The 19,843-nt window shown below is 62.0% G+C and carries 17 protein-coding genes and 1 other RNA gene; 8 read left to right on the plus strand and 10 right to left on the minus strand.

Features of this window, described 5'->3' with window-relative positions; genetic code table 11:
• Nucleotides 1-8: 8 nt before the first annotated feature.
• From HAHE_RS15695 to HAHE_RS15740, 10 genes are all read right to left on the minus strand, one after another.
• Nucleotides 9-2,078, minus strand: coding sequence for a VWA domain-containing protein (locus HAHE_RS15695; RefSeq protein WP_338685727.1), 2,070 nt, complete (start codon nt 2,076-2,078; stop codon nt 9-11).
• The gene (locus HAHE_RS15700) at nt 2,075-3,076 is read right to left on the minus strand and encodes a VWA domain-containing protein (protein WP_338685729.1); all 1,002 of its coding nucleotides are present in this window, start codon (nt 3,074-3,076) and stop codon (nt 2,075-2,077) included. The genes HAHE_RS15695 and HAHE_RS15700 overlap by 4 nt, the downstream gene beginning before the upstream one ends.
• A complete protein-coding gene (locus HAHE_RS15705) occupies nt 3,073-3,582 on the minus strand; it encodes a hypothetical protein (RefSeq protein WP_338685731.1) in 510 nt (169 codons plus the stop codon). The genes HAHE_RS15700 and HAHE_RS15705 overlap by 4 nt, the downstream gene beginning before the upstream one ends.
• A complete protein-coding gene (locus HAHE_RS15710) occupies nt 3,582-4,481 on the minus strand; it encodes a DUF58 domain-containing protein (protein ID WP_338685733.1) in 900 nt (299 codons plus the stop codon). Before HAHE_RS15710 ends, HAHE_RS15705 begins: the two co-directional genes overlap by 1 nt.
• A gap of 60 nt (nt 4,482-4,541) precedes the next feature.
• Nucleotides 4,542-5,525, minus strand: coding sequence for a MoxR family ATPase (locus HAHE_RS15715; protein WP_338685735.1), 984 nt, complete (start codon nt 5,523-5,525; stop codon nt 4,542-4,544).
• A gap of 112 nt (nt 5,526-5,637) precedes the next feature.
• Complete coding sequence (locus HAHE_RS15720; protein WP_338685737.1) at nt 5,638-6,147, minus strand: DUF5069 domain-containing protein; 510 nt, start codon at nt 6,145-6,147, stop codon at nt 5,638-5,640.
• A gap of 80 nt (nt 6,148-6,227) precedes the next feature.
• A complete protein-coding gene (locus HAHE_RS15725; RefSeq protein ID WP_338685739.1) occupies nt 6,228-7,412 on the minus strand; it encodes a KamA family radical SAM protein in 1,185 nt (394 codons plus the stop codon).
• A 120-nt stretch (nt 7,413-7,532) separates the two neighbouring features.
• Complete coding sequence (locus HAHE_RS15730; protein ID WP_338685740.1) at nt 7,533-8,762, minus strand: type II toxin-antitoxin system HipA family toxin; 1,230 nt, start codon at nt 8,760-8,762, stop codon at nt 7,533-7,535.
• Entirely contained in the window at nt 8,759-9,067 is a 309-nt protein-coding gene (locus tag HAHE_RS15735; RefSeq protein ID WP_338685741.1) for a helix-turn-helix transcriptional regulator, read from the minus strand. The genes HAHE_RS15730 and HAHE_RS15735 overlap by 4 nt, the downstream gene beginning before the upstream one ends.
• A gap of 123 nt (nt 9,068-9,190) precedes the next feature.
• Entirely contained in the window at nt 9,191-10,546 is a 1,356-nt protein-coding gene (locus HAHE_RS15740) for a replication-associated recombination protein A (protein WP_338685743.1), read from the minus strand.
• A 57-nt stretch (nt 10,547-10,603) separates the two neighbouring features.
• Between HAHE_RS15740 and can the strand changes: the two genes are divergently transcribed.
• The 8 genes from can (at nt 10,604) to HAHE_RS15780 (ending at nt 19,722) form a co-directional block, all read left to right on the plus strand.
• Entirely contained in the window at nt 10,604-11,203 is a 600-nt protein-coding gene (gene can / locus HAHE_RS15745) for a carbonate dehydratase (RefSeq protein ID WP_338685745.1), read from the plus strand.
• A 154-nt stretch (nt 11,204-11,357) separates the two neighbouring features.
• Nucleotides 11,358-11,714, plus strand: a transfer-messenger RNA (tmRNA) gene (gene ssrA, locus HAHE_RS15750).
• A gap of 389 nt (nt 11,715-12,103) precedes the next feature.
• Entirely contained in the window at nt 12,104-12,640 is a 537-nt protein-coding gene (locus tag HAHE_RS15755; RefSeq protein ID WP_338685746.1) for a sigma-70 family RNA polymerase sigma factor, read from the plus strand.
• Nucleotides 12,637-13,578, plus strand: a complete 942-nt coding sequence (locus HAHE_RS15760; protein ID WP_338685748.1) for a hypothetical protein — start codon at nt 12,637-12,639, stop codon at nt 13,576-13,578. The genes HAHE_RS15755 and HAHE_RS15760 overlap by 4 nt, the downstream gene beginning before the upstream one ends.
• 35 nt (nt 13,579-13,613) lie before the next feature.
• Nucleotides 13,614-15,242 carry a sulfatase-like hydrolase/transferase gene (locus HAHE_RS15765; protein WP_338690826.1) on the plus strand — a complete coding sequence of 543 codons (1,629 nt, stop codon included), beginning with the start codon at nt 13,614-13,616 and terminating at the stop codon, nt 15,240-15,242.
• Nucleotides 15,196-16,872: a sulfatase gene (locus HAHE_RS15770; protein WP_338685749.1), complete on the plus strand. Its 1,677-nt coding sequence runs from the start codon at nt 15,196-15,198 to the stop codon at nt 16,870-16,872. The genes HAHE_RS15765 and HAHE_RS15770 overlap by 47 nt, the downstream gene beginning before the upstream one ends.
• 66 nt (nt 16,873-16,938) lie before the next feature.
• On the plus strand, nt 16,939-18,303 hold the full coding sequence (locus HAHE_RS15775) for a sulfatase-like hydrolase/transferase (RefSeq protein WP_338690828.1): 1,365 nt from the start codon (nt 16,939-16,941) through the stop codon (nt 18,301-18,303).
• A gap of 21 nt (nt 18,304-18,324) precedes the next feature.
• A complete protein-coding gene (locus tag HAHE_RS15780; RefSeq protein WP_338685750.1) occupies nt 18,325-19,722 on the plus strand; it encodes a sulfatase in 1,398 nt (465 codons plus the stop codon).
• Nucleotides 19,723-19,843 lie beyond the last annotated feature (121 nt).

The following is a 19,843-nucleotide window of genomic DNA, read 5'->3' on the forward strand; positions in this document are numbered from 1 at the left end:
GCTCATCATCACCAGTCTTTTTCGGGTCTGCGGTACTCGATGCGCCCCGGCGAGAGCGCGCCTTTCTGGAGGTCGGCATTCTCACGGAGAACGCGGCGGGCAGCTTCTTCGGGACTCTCGCCCGGCTTGGCTCCGGTCTCGGCGTCCTCCTCGTCGTTGCCATCTCCTTGATCGTCCTGTTCGTCGCCGCCCTCGCCTTCGTTTTCCTGTTCCTCCCCGCCATCACCACCGGGCTCTTTCTCCCCCTCATCCTCTCCTTGCTCGCCCTCGCCCTGGCCATTGTCCTGTGGTTCTTCTCCTTCGCCCTCCTGAGGTTGCCCCTCACTGGGGTCACCTTCGCCGGGCGTCGGGATTGCCTGGATCTGCTGCGCGTTTTCCTCGGTCTGATCCAGGATCTCCCGCAGCTTCCTGAGGTAGGTCATGGTCAGCTCACGGTTGTGGGTGGAGTCCTCCAGCCCGCTGGCGGCGTCGTAGTGCTTCACCGCATCGAACCAGTCGCTGAGCAGTTCGTTGAATAGTTCCGAGCCACGGCTGACGGCGCCTTCCTCGGTTTCCTCCTGCATCCACTCCGCGAGGCGCTCCTTTGCCATCTTCTCGAACTCCCCAAGCTCGATTTCGTCGATGTCCTCATCGGCGGGCATGTCGAGCAAGGCGTCCGACAGGCGGTCAAAGGCGGCGTTCTCATCTTCCTCGTCCTCCGACTCCTCCGGCTTCCGCGTTTCCGGGTATGCCGGACCACCCGAAAGGCGAGCCCAGCCGACTTCGAACAGGGTATTCCCCATGCCGTGGTGGGCGGCACGGACGACTTCCCGGTCCTTCGAGCGGAGGGCATCGCTGAAGGCCTGGCGGGCCGTCGCCCAGTCGCCCTTCTTGTAAGCGGCGGTGCCTTGGGCGAGACGGAACCGGAAGCCGTCTTCGGTGTCCTTGTGCTTCTCGGCGAGGGCTCCGAAGGCTTCGGCCGCATCCTCGAAACGCTCTTCCTTCAGGGCACGCTTGGCGTCGGAGTAGGACTGGGCATGGGCCGAGTCGGGGAGAAAGACCAGCAGTGCGATCGCCGCGGTGGCGGCTACGGGTGCCGGAGATCCGGCGGCCCTCCAGCGGGTGGCGGCGACGACGGAAGCGATGAGAAACAGGATCCCGGGAAGCAGGAACCACTGGTAGTAATCGACCACCACCGTCCGTTCGCGTCCTTCGAGTTGGACGCGATCCAGATCGGCGACGGCGGTTTCCACCATGGCCGGAATATCGGCCCCGGAGGCCGCGATGGCAAATCGTCCTCCGGTCACTGCCGCGACCCGTTCCAGTGGCAAAGGCTCCAGACGGCTGATGACCTCCCGGCCATTGCGGTCGCGGTAGCGCCCGTCAGGCATCTCGGGATTTGGAACGAAATCGCCCTGGGTGGTTCCGAAGCCGATCGTGATCACTTCGATGCCCGCCGCCTTCGCGTCTTCCGCGACCTCGGCGATGTGACCTTCGTGCTCTTCGCCGTCGGTCATGAGAATCAGCGCGTTCTGGCGGGTGCCGGTCGCCTTCAGGGTCTCGACGGAGAGTTCCAGGCCTTCGACAAGGTTCGAGCCACCCGTCGGGATCCAGTCGATTTCCAACTCGCTGATGGTTTCCCGGACTGCGGCGTGATCGACCGTCAGGGGTGCGAAAAGATACGCGGATCCCGCGAAGCCCACCACTCCGATCCGATCGTTCGGAAGCGCTTCAAGCAGCTCGTAGCAGGTCGCCTTGGCCTGTGCGAGGCGGTCGGGTTTGACGTCGGCCACCTTCATGCTGCGCGAAAGGTCGAGCGCGATCAGAATATTGCGGCCGAGCAGGGTCTCCGTCTCGGTGCCGCGATTGCTCTGCGGTCGGGCGAGCGCGATGATCATCAGCGCGCTGGCAACGATCAGGCAGCCGAAAGCGATCCAGCGCGGCACCGGGCTCGAGCGACGGAGGAGTCGCTGGCGCAGGCGTCCGGCCATGAAGGCAGCCCAGCGTTTCGAGCGGGAGCGCGCGACGACGACCGCCACCGTGGTCAGCACGGGCAGCAGAAGCAGCAGGGCAAGCCAGCGGGGTTCGGCGAAACTCATGGCGCGGGTGGCGGGTTGAAGGCGAGAATCGAAGCTCCGGCGAGCGCCAGCAGCACGGCGGCACCGCAGAACCAGAGGTAGAGCTCGGTGTCATCGATCACGGTGTGGCCTTCGCTCTCCGACTTCTCGAGACGGTCGATGGTTTTGAAGGTGTCATCGAGTTCGGCAACGTTCTGCGCCCAGTAGTGCTCGGCACCGGTCAGCCCCGCGATCTTGCGTAGCGTGGGAAGGTCGAACTCCTGGCGCGGGAAGCGCTGGATGCCTCGCGACACCCGGCCTTCCATCGTCCCGATGGCGACGGTGTAGATCTTGATGCCGAGCCGCTTCGAGAGCTCGGCGGCTTCGATCGGCGACAGCTTGCCGGAATTCGAGGCGCCGTCGGTGATGAGCACGATGATCCGGCTCTTCGAGTCGCGGGCGTTGAGCTTGTCGGCCGATGCCGCGATGGCCGAGCCGATGGCGGTTCCCTGCTCCTTGAGAATCTCGAGCCGGACGTCCGACAGCTTGTTCAGCAGCCACTCGTGGTCGAGAGTGATCGGTCCGGAGATGTACGGCTGGCCGGAGTAGATCACCAGACCGATGCGGTCGTCCGGGCGCCCTTCGATGAAGTCGCGGACCACCGACTTGGCGGCATCGATACGCCGCAGCGGGCGTTGGTCGGGCGTCCGGAAATCGTCGATGCTCATCGACAGCGAGACGTCGAGCGCGACCACGATGTCGATCCCGCTCGCGGTCTTCGCCTGGTATTCGTTGCGCCAGACCGGCCGGGCCATTCCGAGGATTGCAGGGATCAGCGAAATGATAAGCAGCGGCAGGCCGATCGAGAAAGCGGTGCGGCGAACGGTCGCGCCGAGGCTGACGAGGATCGACAGCGAGGAAAAGCTGACCGCGGCCTCGGCGCCGCGTCCCCGGCGCAGAAGGAGAAGCAGCACCAGCGGCACGAAGAGCAACAGCCACTGCGGCTGGGCGAAACGGAAATGTTCGATGAACTCCCTCATGCCGGCGCCTGCTGGTGGATCTGCCGGAGAACCGACAGCGGTTGATCGGTTGCCACCTCGCCGGGTGAAGTACGAGGTTGATCGTATTTCATCTGTGCGAGACGGCAGAGAAGTGTGGAAACCTGCTCGCGGGTGATCTCGGGGAGATCGTCGAGCGCCTCGTGGCGGGCGAGGAACTCCTCATGGGTTTCATACAGCGACGGGTCGCGGAAAATCTTGGCGAGGTAGAGGCGGAGGGCTCCGGAAATCCGCGTTGCTGCCTCGTGCAGGGGCAGCTCGGCCGACGACTGGATCTGCTCTTGTGCCAGACGGTAGGCGGCCTCGCGGTCGACCGGGATCTGCATGCCGGCGGTCGCCGGTTTCCTGCGGATCAGGAACACGACCGCAACCGTCACCAGCACCGCGCCGACCGCGATCAGCAGCCAGCCCCACCATGGCAGTCCCGGATGGGACACCAGCGTGTCGGCGGGAACCACGTCCCGAAGTTGGAGCGGATCGTCTTCCATCAGCGGACGCGTTTGCGGGCTCGTTGCTTGAGCATGCGGTGAAGATCGCGGAGGCGGTCGCGGTCGGTCGAAAGTCGGGCGAGGTCGATGCCGTGCTTGCGGCAGATGCGGGCGAGGCCCTCATGCTGCCTCCGCATCAGCTTCTCGTAGCCCATGCGGAGGTTGGCGTTGTTGGTGTTCACCGAGACCTCCCAGCCGGTCTCCGGATCGGTGAGGACCACGCGTCCGGCCTGGGGGAGCTTTTCCTCGAGCGGGTCGGTCACCTCCAGCGCGAGTGTCTCGTGCTTGCGGGCAAGCTTCCCGAGCGGCTTCTCGAGCGGATCGTCGAAGAAGTCGGAAATCATGAACACCACCGCGCGGCGTGACAGCGTTTGCACGAGGAAATCGCAGGCTCCCTTGATCGAGGTGCCGGGAGCGGTGGGGCGCGCGATCAGGATTTCGCGAACCATCCGCAGCAGGTGACGGGAGCCCTTGGCAGGCGGCACGAACACGATCGGCTCGTTGGCGAAGACCAGCAGGCCGACCTTGTCGCCATTGCCGATCGCGCTGAAGCCGAGGATCGCCGCCGCTTCCGCCGCTGCCTCGCGTTTGCTGAAGTGCACGCTGCCGAAATCGGCCGAGCCCGACACATCGACCGCGAGGATGACCGAAAGTTCCCGCTCCTCGCGGAACTTGCGGATGAACGGCGTGTTCATCCGGGCGGTCACGTTCCAGTCGATGAAACGGATTTCGTCGCCGTGCTGGTACTCGCGGAAGTCGTCGAAATCGAGACCCTGTCCGCGGAACGAGGACTGGTACTCGCCGGCGAACGACTCGCGAACGAGTCGGCGCGCCTTCAACTCGAGCTTGCGGACCCGGTTGAGGATTTCCTCGATCTCTTCTTCGGACGGCTGGTTCATTCAGAAACCGCGAATGGACGCGAATGGACGCGAATCTCTTTTTTGGATCCCGGTGTTTTCTCAGGGCACCGGCACCTTGCTCAGGATACGGTCGAGGATTTGGTCGGTGGTGATGTCCTCGGCCTCGGCCTCGTAGCTGAGGAGGATCCGGTGACGCAGGACGTCGTGGGCCATGTCCTTGACGTCCTGTGGCGTGACGAACGCCCGGCCGTTGATGAACGCGTGGGCGCGGGCGGTAAGCGCGAGGTTGATCGTGCCCCGCGGCGAAGCCCCGGCGCGGATGAGATGCTTCAGGCCGCCGTCAACCTTGGCCGGCTGGCGGGTGGCCCGGATCAGGTCGACTACGTACTCGCGCACGGCGGGATCGATGTAGATCTGGTTGACCAGGTCGCGGGCCTCCTTGACCTGCTGCGGGCTGGCGACGGTGGTCGTCTCGTAGACGGGGGCCGAGGTCGCCATGCGGTCGAGGACGGTAAGCTCCTCGTCCTTGGTCGGGTAGCCGACGCTGACCTTGAGCAGGAAGCGGTCGAGCTGCGCCTCTGGCAGTTGGTAAGTGCCCTCCTGATCGATCGGGTTCTGCGTGGCGAGCACGAGGAACGGCTCGGGCAGCTTGTGGGTGCGGTCGCCGAGGGTGACCTGCCGTTCCTGCATCGCCTCAAGCAGCGCGGACTGGACCTTGGCCGGCGCACGGTTGATTTCGTCAGCGAGGATCAGGTTGTTGAAAATCGGTCCGAGCTTCGGCGCGAAAGTCGCTTCCTGCGGGTTGTAAACCATGGTGCCGACGAGGTCGGCCGGGAGCAGGTCGGGCGTGAACTGGAAACGGGCGAAGGATGCGTCGAGCGAGCCCGAGAGGGCCTTGACGGCGAGGGTCTTGGCAAGGCCGGGGACACCTTCGAGGAGGATGTGGCCGTTGCAGAGGAGGCCGACGATCAGACGGTCCACGAGGTCCTGTTGACCGACCAGCACTTGGCCCATCTCTTGTTTGACTGCGTGGATCCACGCACTCGATGCGGCGATGCGGTCCTGGAGTTCTTCGGTTGTCATGCTTGTTTCGGGCACAGCTTGTCAGGGTGAGGGATTGGGGCGAGCAGGAAAGCGGTTTCCCGCCCGCAAGATGGTAGCGGACCCGCGCGGCGGGGCTGTCTGGGAAAGCCGGTCAGCGCGACTTGATCCACTTGGCGACCGCAGCATCGTCGTCGCCCGCCGCCCACACGTGACGGAGGAAATCCGCGGGGTGGATGTCGCCGTTTTCCCGGAGGAATTTCCGGTCGCCCCCGCAGCCGTACATCAGGTCGGGATCGAGCTCGCCGAGCAACTTGCCGCGTGCCTTGGCGAGGATCCGGGGGAGGTAGGGAATCCCGTCGAGGGTGTCGCCGAAAGTCGGGATGTTGTCCCGGGTGATGGTCGGCTGGGCGATCTCACCCTTGAGCACCACATTGAAATAGTCGCGTCGGACCGCTGCCACCAGCAGGGCGTCGGTGGGCGAAGGCGCCCCTTCATCGCACCAGTCCTCGACAAAATCGAAGAACTCGCGGCTGCGGTAGCCGATCGCACGGAGCAACTCGATGTCCTCGTCGTCGTAGTAGCTTGTGTAGGTCTTGTCACCGTTGCGGTAGCGTTTCACGCAGCGGTCGAACAGGTGCAGGAAGTGGTCGTTCCAGGTCATGGTGGTTGGGTGAATGACAGATGCTCGGATCCCGGTGCCGAACGGACAAGCCCTGTGCGCGACCGCCGCACCGCGACGAGTCAGGAGCAGCAAGCGGACCGGTCTTTCAATGCGGTGAGGGCATCCGCCGGAGCACGGGTGGGTTCGGGATATTCGAAGGTCTCGCCTTCGTAATTCCGCAGGACGGTTTTTCCATCCGTACGAGACAGCACGTAGTCGGGGTTCAGCGGGATTTTTCCGCCGCCGCCGGGACCATCGATGACGAACTGGGGAATGGCGTAGCCGGTGGTATGGCCGCGCAGGTTCTCGATGATCTCGAGGCCTTCGGAGACCGAAGTGCGGAGGTGCGACGAGCCTTTGATCAGGTCGCACTGGTAGAGGTAGTAGGGCCGCACGCGGCACATCAGCAGTTTGTGCACGAGTGCGCGCTGGACTTCTGCCGAGTCGTTCACGCCGCGCAGCAGGACGCTCTGGTTGCCGAGCGGGATGCCGGTGTCGGCGAGTCGCCCGAGCGCGTCACGCACCTCGCTGGTCAGTTCCTTCGGGTGGTTGGTGTGGATCGAAATGAACAACGGATGATACTTCCGCAGCATCGCGCACAGGTCGGGTGTGATCCGTTGCGGCAGAAAGATCGGGATGCGCGAGCCGATCCGGATGAACTGGATGTGCGGGATCGCGCTGAGGCGGGAGAGGATCTTCTCCAGCTTCGCGTCGGAGAAGAGCAGGGGATCTCCGCCGGAAAGGAGGACGTCGCGGACCTGGGGAGTTTTTTCGAGATACTCGAAAGCAGCTTCCCATTGGGTCTCGAGCTGCTGGTCGCCGACACCCGACACGACCCGCGAGCGGGTGCAATAACGGCAGTAGGAGGCGCAGCGGTCCGTGACGAGGAACAGCACGCGGTCCGGGTAGCGGTGAACCAGTCCGGGCACGGGCATGTGCGAGTCCTCGCCGCAGGGGTCGGCCAACTCCTCCGGAGCGGTCCATGCCTCCTCGAGGCGCGGGATCACTTGCCGCCGGATCGGGCAGTCCGGGTCCTCGCGGTCAATCAGATTGAAGAAGTGGGGAGTGATCGACATCGCCAGCTTGTTGCCGGCGAGCAGCACGCCGGCCCGCTCCTCGTCGGTGAGCGGGAGGTGCGGCTCGAGGTCGGTCAGGCCGGAGATCCGGTTCTTCAGCTGCCACTTGTGGTCGTCCCACTGATCCATAGCACTGGCAGGCCAGTACCCCGGGGCGTGGGAGCGGAAATCGAGGAAGTCGTCGGCCATGTGCTGAGGCGAGGTTAGAGGGGAGGGGGGATGTGTCAAATAGGGGTCTGGCGGAGCGCCGATTATGAGATCGGCCCTTTTCTACGGTGCCATCGCCCCGATTTCACTATCGGCTCTCCTTCACCAGCGGCTGGCGGGCATTTCGGCGGCGATCATGCCCGAGTGCGCGTCTGTGAGACCGGCTGCAGTGGCGAACTCCGGCCAGCGGCGCACGGTCTCGACGATCCGGCCAATCCGGTCGTCGGGAGTCCGGATTCCCTGATCCTTTGCCAGTTGCAGAAGATCGGCGATCCCGAGCCCGGAGAACCTCCCGCGGATCCCTGCGGCTCTGAAGCCGGATCCGAGCGGGTAGGACGTCCGGGTCAGGTCGTAGGCCGGCGAGAGTTTCCAGCCTTGGTCAGGGTCGAGAAGATAGGCGTGATTCCGTGAATGATCGTCGTCATTGGCGATCGCGATGTTGAAGGCGGCGCGGGCAAACGCCTCTTCGACCTCGGCCTCGTGAAGGGTCAGATCCCGCGTGAGGCTCATGAAATCGCCGTAGTCAATCGTGTCGCGGACCGGCGTGTGGGTGAGCCCGGCGAAGGTGTGGAGATGCAGGGGCAGTTGACCGGGTTGGCGGTCGAAGCGTTTGGTGAGGAAATGGGCAAGCCCGTCGGAAGTCTTCAGCAGCCGGGTTTCCGGCGTCCGGATGCCTGCCGCGGACGCCATCCGCGTGATGGCATGTTCTTCGCGGCCGACAGGATCGTCCGGGTCGAGTTGGAATTTCACCAGCCAGGAACTGAAGTCTTCCGGTGCCGGGCCCCCGCCGGCGACCACCCGGGAGAAGTCGGGGTCGCACGCGATGAGTGCCTTGGGCTGGGCACCGCCGGGTGAGAGGCCGCCGCGGATGAGCGCGGGCAGCACCTCTCCCGGTTCACCATCAAGAAGCTGGCGCGCCGCCGACACGAGGTCCGCCACCTCGGTCGAGATCGTCTCGCGGAATGACTTCGGTGACAGGTCCGGCTCATAGCTGAGCGCTCCCAAGCTGAAGGCACCCTGACAGGCCAGTTTCTCCAAGGGACGAACCTCGTTCCACGGCACGTTCATGGTCGCGAAGTGGTGCCGCATGATCCGTTGCCCCCACCAGTCGGGCATGGAGTCATCGAAGAGCCCGAACAAAGGGCTGAAACCGGGTGTGGAAGTCGTCACTGGCCCACCCGTGGACAGCGGCAGGTGAAGCGGAGAGAGCTCGATGCCGCGGCCTAGCCAGCCGGAATCGTATTCAAAATAGATCCGTCCCCGGGCATCGTCAGCGAGACCGCCGATGCGAGGCTGATCGGCAAGGCCGAGAAAGTGGACATCGAGCTTCATCTGGATCGGTCGGCGATCCGATGGGTGGCCTCGACCTCATCGAGACTCGCGTAGGCCGGAGTGGCGGAGAACAGCTCGCGCAGCTCGCCGTCCAGATTCAGGATCACGGCGACCTTCGCCAACCGTTGCAGCGATCCTTTTCCCTCACGCTCAAGGAGTTTCAGGGTCGAGAGCGAGATTCCCGAGCGCTCCGCCAGCTCCGCTTGCGTCCAGCCGCGGGCTTTGCGGTGGGTGCGGATCCGCTGCCCGATCTGGCGAATCAGGTAGTTGGGATTCCGGAGTTGGAAGGGTGGTATTTTGTCCATTTCGAAAAAAATGGGCCATTTTGGACAAAATACAAGCTACAAGTCATGCGCGCCGAGGGCCGTGCGGCGCTGCTGCGCAAAGAATTGCCGCGGCTCCGGGGCGTGGCGCCGCCACGCGGTCCGCTATTTGGCGTCCGCCTGAAACCGAGATCGCCAGTAGTCGAGGCGCTCCTTGATCCGCTTCTCCAGCCCGTTTTCGGTCGGAGAGTAGTATTTCCGGCCCTCCGGCAAGTAGGCCTGAGGCACATAGCCGCCCTCGTAGTCGTGGGAATACAGATAGCGCAGCTTCTCGTCATCGGCGCCGCTGCCAGCGGCGAGTTTCTTGCGGGTCTTCGTCCGGAGGTGCTCGGGCACGGCCAGTGTCCGACCGCTTTCAATGTCCCGCATCGCCTCGCCGAGCGCGGCGTAGGCGCTGTTCGATTTTGGCGCGGTCGCCAGATAGACGGTCGCGTGGGCGAGCGGGATCCGTCCTTCAGGCATGCCGATGAACTCGAAGGCCTGCTGGGCGTCGATCGCGACCCGCAGCGCGTTGGAGTCGGCCAGCCCGATGTCTTCGCTGGCGGAAATCACCAGCCGCCGTGCGATGAATCGCGGGTCCTCGCCGGCGTGGAGCATTTTCGCCAGCCAGTAGAGTGCCGCGTCCGGGTCGCTTCCCCGGATCGATTTGATGAAGGCGGAGGCGGTGTCGTAGTGCGCGTCGCCGTCGGCGTCGTAGGCGATTGCCTTGCGCTGGATCGACTCTTCGGCCACCGCCAAATCGAGCACGACCGAGCCGTCCTCGGCCGGCGTGGTGGTGAGAATTGCCAGCTCGAGGGCGGTCAGGGCTTTCCGCACGTCGCCGTCCGACATCTCGGCGAGGTGGCGCAGTGCGTCCGGATCGGCTTGGACTTTCAGATCGCCGAGTCCGCGCTCGGAGTCGGTGATCGCCCGCTCAAGCACGGGGATCAGCGCATCGGTGGCGACAGATTCGAGCTGGAAGATCTGCGACCGGGAAACCAGCGGCGAGTTGACGTAGAAGTAGGGATTTTGGGTGGTCGCGCCGATGAAGCGCACCGTGCCGCGTTCGATGTGCGGCAGCAGGACGTCCTGCTGGGCCTTGTTGAAGCGGTGGATTTCATCGATGAAAAGCAGCGTCGTCTGGCCCCGCAGGTCGCGCATCGTCCGGGCCTGATCGATCTTGGCGCGGATCTCGGCGACGTTCGACTCCACCCCGTTCAGCGCCTCGAAGCGCGAGCCGGTGGTTCGCGCGATCACGCTGGCCAGCGTGGTTTTGCCCGTCCCGGGCGGGCCATAGAAAATCAGCGAGGTGAAGCGGTCGGACTCGATCGCCCTGCGGAGGAGTTTGCCTTCGGCGAGGATGTGCTGCTGGCCGGCGATTTCGTCCAGAGTGCGCGGGCGCATCCGTGCCGCGAGCGGTTCGTCGGGCGACGGCTCGCGGGATTTCCGGGGTTCGGGTTCGCTGGCGAACAGGTCGGCCACGGACGAATTCAAGATTGGGGATTGTCCGCTGGCCATTTCGGATTTGTGATTTCGGACATGGAGAGCCTGAAGGTGCTATTGGACAACAACGAGAAGTGGGCCGCGCAACGCGTTGCCGAGGATCCCGAATTCTTCTCCCGCCTGGCGAAGCAGCAGGCACCCGAGTATCTCTGGATCGGTTGCTCCGACAGTCGGGTCCCCGCCAATCAGATCACCGGCCTCGCGCCCGGCGAGGTGTTCGTTCATCGCAACATCGCCAATGTGGTCGTTCAGACAGACATGAACGTGCTCTCGGTGATGCAGTTCGCGGTCGAGGTGCTGAAGGTGAAGCACATCATCGTCTGCGGCCACTACGGCTGCGGAGGAGTGAAGGCGGCGCTCGAGAACCAGCGGCACGGTCTGATCGACAACTGGCTGCGCCATATCCAGAACATCGCCCGCCGCCGCGAGGAGGAACTCGAAGGCCTCGATCCCGCCCAGGCGCTCAACCGCCTGTGCGAACTCAACGTCCAGGCGAATGCCGAGAACGTTGCCCGGACCACGATCGTTCAGGACGCGTGGGACCGGGGCCAGCAGCTCGACATCCACAGCTGGATCTACGGCCTCGAAACCGGCCGGCTCGCCCCGGTCAGCAAGGCAATCCAGGGGCCAAGGTAGGGACGAGCGCCCTCGGTCGTCCGCCGTTTGACCTGCCTCCGCCGACTCATGCTTTCAAAGGGTATTTCGGTCGGCCTGCCGGGGGTTCATTCCGCTCATTTTACCGGTTGAATAAACCGTAACCCCGCTGCATCCTACGGGACGCACAGCGAACGGGGGCGTTCTGGTTTCGACGGGATGTTCGACGCGCTGGCTGCACGTGGAGGTTGGTCGGTTGGCCTCCTAAAAAGCCGTCCAAACAAACAATTGCAGACTCTAACGAGCTCGCACTTGCTGCTTAATTGACAGCAACGTCCGGCCCCCGACGCCTATTGAGGGGAAGGGCGACAACTTAATAGGCTGGCCCCCGAGCCGGGCGACCGGGCGAGGGGGCGAGATTCAACAGGACGCTAGGGGAGGGAACGCGGTCGGCGGGCCGATCCTCTCCGAAACCACCGAACGCCGACTAAACGTGTAGATGCCAGTACCGAAGGCATTTCGGACAGGGGTTCGACTCCCCTCGCCTCCACCATCCCAAGCCAAGGCTTCGGTTGGCAAGCCAACGGCCTTATCGGCGGAGCCGCGATGATGGACGACCGGTCGCCGGCAAGGGACCGCTCGGCGTTCCGCTTGAGGGCATTGACACTGGTGGAGCGGCGTTGGGGATCCTTCTCGAAACAGCGCAGCGTGATCCGGTCGAGGCCTCCCCGTAGTCGCTTGGCCGCGTTCTGATCGACAACGCCCGTGGAGGGTCGTCGCGGATCGTTCATACGAACGGGACGCCGGATCGGCCTGAAGGCGCTTCGGCGGCGTCCAAAGGGCGGCCTCGGAAAGCGTCGCCACGGAGGTGCCTCGGCATACGTCGTTGGAAAAACCCTTCCGATTTTGGACACAATCGTGATCCCTGTTTCATTACTGACAATGACCGATCCCGAGAAGGCAACCGAAGCTCCTGATCCCACCGAGGAGGTTCAGCTGCTTTTTGTGCGCCATGAGAACACGATTCGGGCGTTTGTGAGAGCTCTGCAGCCTTCCCTCGCTGACGCGGACGATGTGATGCAGGAGACCTTTTTGACGGTTTCACGCAAGGCTGCCACCTTCGAGCTGGGAACCAATTTCGTGGCGTGGGCCTGTGGGGTAGCGCGTCTCAAGGTGCTGGAGAATTTCCGCCAGAGGAAGCGAGCTACCGTCCTCAGTGAGGCGGCCATCATTGCCCTCACCGAAGACGCACCCTCGACCCAGTTGATCTCCGAGACGGAAGGCGCCCTCGAACGGTGCCTGGAGAGGCTGGCTCCGAAAGCGCGCGATCTGTTATGGCGGCGCTATTCTCGGAGACAGAGTTCGACGGAGATGGCAGAGGCCGCCGGGATGACATCGACCGCGGTCAGGGTTGCCTTGACCAAGGCGCGAAAGGCGCTCCGCGATTGTATCACAACCCAACTCCAACATGCCAAATGAGGGAAGGTAACAGGAACGCCGAACTCGATGCGCTGGTTGACGCCTATTTCGAAGGACAACTGAGTGAGGAGGAAGCAAGCAGACTGAACGTCTTGATCGAGGCCTCCGAGCAAGCAAGGCGCCGTTATTGGGAGCTCGCGCTCGTTCACGGGCTGCTGGAGCAGGGATTGCAGACGGCATCGGTAAAGGCTGCGGCGGGCGAGAAACCGGCTGCGGCTAGTGTGAAGCGCAGCATTTTCCCCAAGTGGCCAGGGCTGACTGCTGCTGCTGCCGGTGTGGTCGTTGGCATCTTCAGCGCCTCCATGGTCTGGGCCTACAGAGGCTTCCAATCGAGCACCGAGGTTAAAGAGGAGATTTTGTTCGAGAGCTTCGAGGGCGATGAATCGGCGACTCTTTCACCCCTCTTTCCGGATCGTGCCGGAAGGTGGTTTGGGGACCTGACGGTAGCGGTGCCGACGAAGGATGGATTGGATCCTGAACGGGGAGAATCAGTGGCAAGATTCGTTCCGGCATCCAACCGCAAATACTCCTATGCCCGGTACATCATCGATGCGGAAGATCTGCAACTGACCGAGCTTGGAGCGGTGCCTCAATTGGAGGTAAAAGCGTCCTTTGCTTCAAATCAACGGTCCCTTCCCGCGCGGTATCAAATTCGCCTCGCCGCGTTCGCTCAGCCTCCCGAGGAGGTTCGTGCAATCTGGAGGCACGAGTCGCTTCTCTTCGACACCGTCCTGCAGCACACGGCCCGAAATTACATGGCCAGCCCGGATCAGGAAGGTTGGAAAAAACTGGCTTCCAGAATCGATATCCCCCCGGGAACTCGGTCTCTGGTGATCTCGTTGGGCGTGGCCGAGCAAGAGGGTTCGGCGCCCTCTGGCGCGCACTATCTGGATGCAGTCAGAGTCCGGCTCATTTCCAGTCGGGTGCCACAGGGCTGATCCTGGCGCTTCTCCCCTCAAAACCATTAGTTCCCATGAACCTTCGATCTCTTCTCATCGGTCTCTTCGCCGCTTCCTCGCTCACCGCAGCGGAGCCGAAGCCAAACATCGTCCTGTTCTTCATCGACGACTGGGCCTGGAACGGCACGCCTATCGCAATGGACGATTCGATGCCCAATTCCAAGATGCCGGTGGTCGAAATGCCGAATCTGGAAAGGTTGGCACGGGAGGGGACGAAGTTCCGCAATGCCTATGCGTCTCCGCAATGCTCGCCCTCGCGAGTCTGTCTGCAGACCGGGCAGTCCTCGCCTCGCAACGGATTCACCGTTTACCTGAATTCCCTGGGGCAGGACTACTACAACGAGAAACGGTCCAGAGGCCTCCCAGTGATTTCCTGCATTGCTGACGAGACCATTGACCCTGATGCAGTGACGATCCCGGAGGCGCTTGCGCCGCTTGGTTACGAAAGCGCCCACTTTGGGAAATGGCACATGCGCGGCGACCCCTCGGACGAAGGCTACGTCGCTCACGATGGCAACACCGACAACAAGCAGGGAAACACGCTGCATGCCTGGGCGGAGGAGGGGAAGGCGAAGCCGAAACGGCTGCCCGATGACTTCAGCGATCCCAAGCTGATGTTCAGCGTGACCGAACGGGCTATCGACTTCATGGAGAAACGGGCCACGGCCAAGAAGCCATTCTATATTCAGATTTCCCACTACGCGATGCACGCCGGATCGGAATGTCTTCCGGAGACCAGAGAGAAATACGCCAAACATCCGTTGGTGCAGGCTTGGTATCGGGAAAACGACAAAGACCCTGAAACGATTAAGGTCGGAGAGGATCCCGCGGTGTGGCTAGGCATGGCGGAAGACCTTGATGGCCGCATCGGCGCGGTGCTCGACAAGCTCACCGAGTTGGGAATCGCGGACAACACCTATGTCGTGCTGATGTCGGACAACGGCTACCGTCACAAGGAGTTTGGGCTCGCAGGCCAGCTTGCCCAACCGCTGCACGCTCACAAATGGTGGGTTTGGCAGGGAGGAATTCGCGTTCCCATGATCGTGCGCGGACCGGGGATCAAGGCCGGTTCGTCGTTCGAGGCCAATGTGGTGAACTACGATCTGCTTCCGACCTTTGTCGATTGGGCCGGCGGAGATCCGGAGACCTTGCGGGAAATCGATGGCGTTTCGCTAGAAGGATTCTTGGACGGAACAAAGAATCCGGATCCCGATTTTCTAAACCGGTTTCTCTATTTTCATTATCCTCACCATCGCACCTCCATGCCGCACTCGGCGATCGTTTCGGGCACGGACAAGGTCATCCACTTTTACGAGAAACCTGACCTGCCGATGTTGTTCGATCTGGCCAACGACGAAGCAGAAACCACAAACATTGCGATCAAAAATCCCGAGCGCCATCGCGAGCTGTTCGATGAGATGTTCCGCTATTTCAAAGAAGTTGGTGCCCGCATTCCAAAGCCGAACCCCGACTTCGACGAAGAGGCGGAAGAGGCCTGGCACGCCACAGAGCAGTATCAGAAAATCAAACCGAATGGCCCCTTCACCGGTAAGCGGGAGTTGAGCCAGGACGAGATGGCTCACAACACGACTCCAGATGATCCAAAAGAGAAAAAAGGTAAGGCTCCCAAGGAGAAAAGATGAGCAATGCCATGGTCTTCACCGATTTGCCGCCACTATGAAAATACTCTTGGGATTCTTTTGTGTGCTTTGGATCTCCGCGGCAACTCACGCTGCAGGCGCCGCTGAGCCGAAACCCAACGTCCTCTTCCTCGCGGTCGATGACATGAACGACTGGATCGGATGTCTCGCGGGCACCAGTCCGGGCGACGGGCCGCGGGCGATCACGCCGAACCTCGACAAACTCGCGGCACGCGGGGTGTGTTTCACCAACGCACACACCGCGGGAGTCTTCTGTGCACCCAGCCGGGCGGCAATCTTCTCCGGGCAGTTCGCCTCGACGACCGGTTGCTACGAAACCGCCAACTACTTCGTCAACCGGCCGGAGATCGAAAGCCTCCAGACGAGCTTCGCCAAAGCCGGTTACACGACCCTGGGGACGGGAAAGCTTTACCATCACCCGGTCGGTGCGATCGACCAACGTGGCTGGACGGAGTTTTTCCTGCGCACCCGGGCGCAACGTGAAAACGGGTGGGCGCTCGACTCCTGGAGTGAAGGAACGCCGTTTCCAAAACCATTCCCGGCCAGCGTCTACAACGAAGGCCAGCAGATCACCGGCGGTTTATTTCTCGAATGGGCGGGACTCCCCAACGATCGGGAAGAAGAAATGGCCGACACAATGCGGGTCAACTGGGCCGTCGAGCAACTGTCGAAGCAACACGACGAACCGTTCTTCCTCGCTTGCGGAATCTACGCGCCGCACTACCCGCATTACTGTCCGCAAAAGTACTTTGATCTCTACGATCCGGACAAGATCGAGCTACCAAAGTACAAGGCTGACGACTTGACCGATCTGCCCCCGAAGATCGAGAGATCGAAGACGAACCGCCTGAAGATTCGCCAGAAACTGGAAGATCTCGACGCGCTGGACGATGCCATCCACGGCTACCTCGCCTGCATCAGCTACGCCGACGCCATGATGGGGCGCGTGCTCGATGCCCTGGAGGCGAGCCCCTACGCCGACAACACCATCGTCGTCCTCTGGAGTGATCATGGTTACCATCTCGGAGAGAAGCACTGGGGCAAACACACGCTCTGGGAACGGACGTCGAATGTGCCGTTTATCTGGGCCGGACCGGGCGTTGCCCAAGGTGCGAGGACCGATGTGACAGTGAGTTTGATCGACATGTATCCGACCTTCGTCGAAATGTGCGACCTGCCGAAGCCCCACCAAAAGCTGGAGGGCACATCAATCGCGAAAACTCTGAAAGACCCATCAAAGGCGAAAGATCGGAACGTCCTTTTGCCCTATATGAAGCCCGGCGAATTTGCCGTGATCAATCGCAATTGGCGCTACATTCGCTACGGCAACGACGGCGAAGAACTTTACGATGTGCAGGCCGATCCTCACGAGTGGGACAACCTCGCAATGCATCTGGAGCATGCGCAGCGGATGAAACAGATGCGCGGATCTGCACCGAAGGCCTTCGCCGACCCGGAGCCGCGATTCAACGCGCGCAAGGATCTCGTGATCGAGGGAGAAAGCTACCGTTGGGAATTGGGAGCCGGAAACTACACGCCGCCTCCAAAGTACCTGCCCTATACGAAACCTCCCGTTGGCGAGAGAGTGAGACCGAAGCCCACACCGCAGTAAACTGGGAAGCAACCAGCGATCATGAACCCTTTGAAATCGATCCTTTTTCTTTTCGCTTCCCTGTTGATGCCATTTGCGGCGGCTGCGGATAGTCCACACATCATCCTGGTGATGGCTGATGATCAGGGTTGGGCTCAGATGGGATACATGGATCACCCCCACTTGAAGGATCGCACGCCCCACCTCGACGCCATGGCGGAGGCGGGAATCCGCTTCAACCGATTCTACGCAGCGGCGCCGGTATGCTCGCCGACCCGGGCATCGGTCATGACCGGGAGGATTCCTGGGCGCACCGGTGTGCCCGGTCTTCACAAGCGCCTTTGCCTGCAGGAAAAGACCATCTCGCAAGCACTCAAGAACGCCGGCTACGCCACGGCGCACTTTGGCAAGTGGCACCTCAATGGCGTCAAAGGTCCGGGCATGCCCATCCTTCCTGATGATCCCAACCACCCCGGCCACTACGGCTTCGATTTCTGGCTCTCCATGACCAACTTCTTCGAGATGGATCCGATTCTGAGCCGGATGGGCAAGTTCGAGTACATCGAAGGAGAGTCCTCCGAGATCTTGGTTCGGGAGGCCTTGAAGTTCATTAAAGAACACAAGGACAAGCCAACCTTCAGCGTGATCTGGTACGGTTCACCTCACTTCCCCTTCCGGTGCGCACCGACTGACCGGAAAGGATTTCCCGAAGGAAAGCACGGTGATCACCTCGGCGAGATCGTGGCCATGGATCGGAGCGTTGGCATATTGCGCGAAGGTTTGCGGGAGATGGGCATCGAGAAGGACACGCTCATTTGGTACACGAGCGACAACGGTGGACTCTCCACCGACCCCGACTCGACCGGACATTTGCGCGGATTCAAGGGAAGCCTCTACGAGGGTGGAGTCCGGGTGCCGGCCATCATCGAATGGCCGGGAAGAATCAAGCCGGCCATCACCGATTTCCCGGCCTCGACCATGGACATCATGCCCACCATCGCGAACCTGCTCAATCTGCCTCGAGATTCCATGATGTCAGTGGTCGATGGAGAGAGCCTTGCGGCCTTGTTCGATCGCAAGACCCCGGTGCGGTCCAACCCCATTGCCATCACCATGAAAGGCACGGCGCTCATCGACGGAAACTTCAAGCTCCTCAAGGCTGGAAGAGGTAAGGGCACCGAGTGGAGCCTCTTCGATCTGAAAGCAGATCCCGGTGAGAAGACTGATGTCTCTGCGGATCATCCTGAGAAATATGCAGCCCTGAAAGCGCAGGCGGAGAAGTTGACGGCATCGGTGGCGGCCAGTGCGGAAGGGAGGGATTATCCGGAAGGAACGGTCATCCAACCCCAGCGAGGAACTCCGTGGATGGCGATGCCGGAATACCAGAAGCTCTATCCCACCTTCCAAAAACTCAAATCGTCCTGGGAGCTGCCCGGGAAGGGCAAGGAGTAAGCCGCTTTCCACCCATACTCTATGAAGATCTCCGCCAAGCTCCTGCCGATCTGCCTCGCCGGCTTCTTTCTCATCGGCGCAAGGTCGGCGGGTGCCGAGGAGCGCATGAATGTGCTGCTTCTCATCGCCGACGACCTGAACACGTGGATTCTCGAGAAGCCGGAACGCTATTCCGGCAAGGTCATTGCTCCCAATCTCAAGAAGCTGAGCGAAAGCGGCCTGGTCTTCACCCACGCCTATACCGCTTCACCGTTCTGTGTGCCCTCCCGAACCTCGATGTTCTCGGGCGTGAGCCCTCACAAGTCCGGCGTCTACCACAACCAGAGCAACGTCGCTGCCAGCGCGCCGTTGAAAACCGCACAGTCCCTGTTCGAGACCTTCTCCGGGGCGGGCTACTCAATGTACGGGTATGGGAAGATCACCCACGGATGGCGCGGCAAGGATGTCTGGGATGACAAGCAGGGGCACAAGCGTGATCCGCGCCCGCCCGGCGCACCCGTGCAGTCGGTCGGCAAGGGCGAGCAGGACTGGGGTCCCATCCACCTGGCCGAAGATGAAATGAACGACACGGGCGGTGCGAACAGGGCGATCGCCATCCTCAAGCAGGAGCACGAAGGACCCTTCTTCCTGGCCTATGGGACGTTCAATCCTCACATGGCCTGGTTCGTGCCGCAGAAGTATTTCGAAATGTTTCCCATGGATGAAGTGAGGACGCCCAAGCTGAACCCCGACGACTTTGATGACATTCCGCCCCTCGGCGATGAGGTGGTCGGGGGAAAGCGGGGGTTCACCCAGGCAGTTCTCGATGCGGGTCTGCACAAATCAGCGGTACAGGCCTACCTGGCGACTACCGCCTACGTGGATGTTCAGCACGGTCGCGTCCTCGATGCCTTGGCGAAGAGCCCCTACAGAGACAATACCATCGTCATCTTCATCTCGGACCACGGATTTCACCTCGCCGAGAAAGACCACTGGCAGAAGGGAACCCTCTGGGAGGAGGCCACCAATTCCATGCTGATGTGCCGCGTCCCGGGCATGACCAAGCCCGGTCGCGTCACGGAGCGCTGTGTCTCTTTGCAGGATCTCTACCCAACGCTTCTGGATCTCTGTGGCATCCCCCGACCGGCTCATGTCGACGGGAAGTCCCTGGTGCCTGTCCTCAAGAATCCTGACGTCGACTGGCGAAGCACCGCCATCAGCTACCTCTACGACCAGTATGCCAGCATCCGCACCGAGCAGTTCCGCTACATCCGCTACAAGGACGGGCAACAGGAGCTCTATGATCATCGGAAAGATCCCCATGAGTGGAAGAATGAGGTCGGCAATCCCGAATACGCGGAGGCGCTGGAGATGCTCAACAGCGAGCTTCCAGCTGTCGGAGACATGGCCAAGCAACTGGTCAGGGGTCGAAGGCAGTAGGATACGAAGCAATGATGAAGACCGGATGACAGCGGAGGGCGTTCGTTTCAACGATGCTTACGCCACGCCGCTTTGCATTCCGAACCGGGACGATGATCATGCACGGGGTCTAGCGTCCTAC

The organism is Haloferula helveola (assembly GCF_037076345.1).
In the GTDB taxonomy this organism is placed as follows: domain Bacteria; phylum Verrucomicrobiota; class Verrucomicrobiia; order Verrucomicrobiales; family Akkermansiaceae; genus Haloferula; species Haloferula helveola.